This window comes from Acidovorax cavernicola (genome assembly GCF_003581445.1).
The window spans coordinates 1-959 of sequence record NZ_QXMN01000261.1; the positions used below are offsets into that span (position 1 = coordinate 1).

The following is a 959-nucleotide window of genomic DNA, read 5'->3' on the forward strand; positions in this document are numbered from 1 at the left end:
GTGCTGGGCACGACCGAGGGCGACATCAAGCGCATCAACGTGCGCGCCACCGAGATCCAGCTCGGCGACCGCTCGACCGTCATAGTGCCGAACTCCGAGTTCATCACCAAGACCGTGCGCAACATGACGCTGACCAGCACCGAAGGCCGCGTGCTGATCCGCCTGCCCATGCCGCTGTCGACCGACGCCAAGCTGGTGCGCGAACTGATGCTGGCCGCCTGCCGCGCGCATCCCGGCGTGCTCGAAACGCCGGAGCCGTCGTTGAGCCTGGAGGGCATAGAAAACGGCAGCCTGATCTTCCAGGCCATCGCCTATGTCGCCAGCCCGCGCCTGGCCAGCGGCGTGCGCAGCGACCTGCTATTCACGATGCTGGACGACTTCAAGAATGCCGGCCTGCCACTCGCCGTGCCCACCATGATGATGGCCAGCCCGCCGGCGACGCCGGCCTGAAGGCCGTCCCGCCAGGGCCCATGCCCCGCGGCCAGCGGCATCTGTCCCCACCCGGCATCAGGCCTCTTTCTGCAAAACACTTGAAACTGCAAAAAATGACCGTATGATTAGCACTCGTTGGGGTCGAGTGCTAACAGCACCCAACCCCAGGCCATTTCGAATGCCGCGCCCTGCGAGGCTGTTGTTCCAACCTGTTGATGTATTTGGAGATGTTATGCAACTTCGTCCCCTGCACGATCGCGTGATCGTCAAGCGCCTTGAAAACGAAACCAAGACTGCTTCGGGCATCTTTATCCCCGACAACGCCGCAGAAAAGCCTGACCAAGGCGAAATCCTGGCCGTCGGCCCGGGCAAGAAGAACGACAAGGGCGAACTGATCGCTCTGAACGTCAAGGTCGGTGACCGCGTTCTGTTCGGCAAGTACAGCGGCCAGACCGTCAAGGTCGATGGCGACGAACTGCTGGTGATGAAGGAAGACGACCTGTTCGCAGTCGTCGAGAAGTAAGCAC

Annotated in this window: 2 protein-coding genes; both read left to right on the forward strand. The window is 61.9% G+C overall.

Annotation, left to right across the window (positions count from 1 at the left end; translation table 11 throughout):
* The coding region (locus D3H34_RS33005) for a mechanosensitive ion channel family protein (protein WP_147400613.1) at positions 1–450 on the forward strand (450 nt) is incomplete at its 5' end.
* A 214-nt stretch (positions 451–664) separates the two neighbouring features.
* The gene (locus D3H34_RS33010; RefSeq protein ID WP_119558898.1) at positions 665–955 is read left to right on the forward strand and encodes a co-chaperone GroES; all 291 of its coding nucleotides are present in this window, start codon (positions 665–667) and stop codon (positions 953–955) included.
* Positions 956–959: the final 4 nt, after the last annotated feature.

Bases quoted from the DNA above. Each gene is read 5' to 3' on its own strand.
- D3H34_RS33010 (WP_119558898.1), top strand. From the start codon at position 665: ATGCAACTTCGTCCCCTGCACGATCGCGTGATCGTCAAGCGCCTTGAA.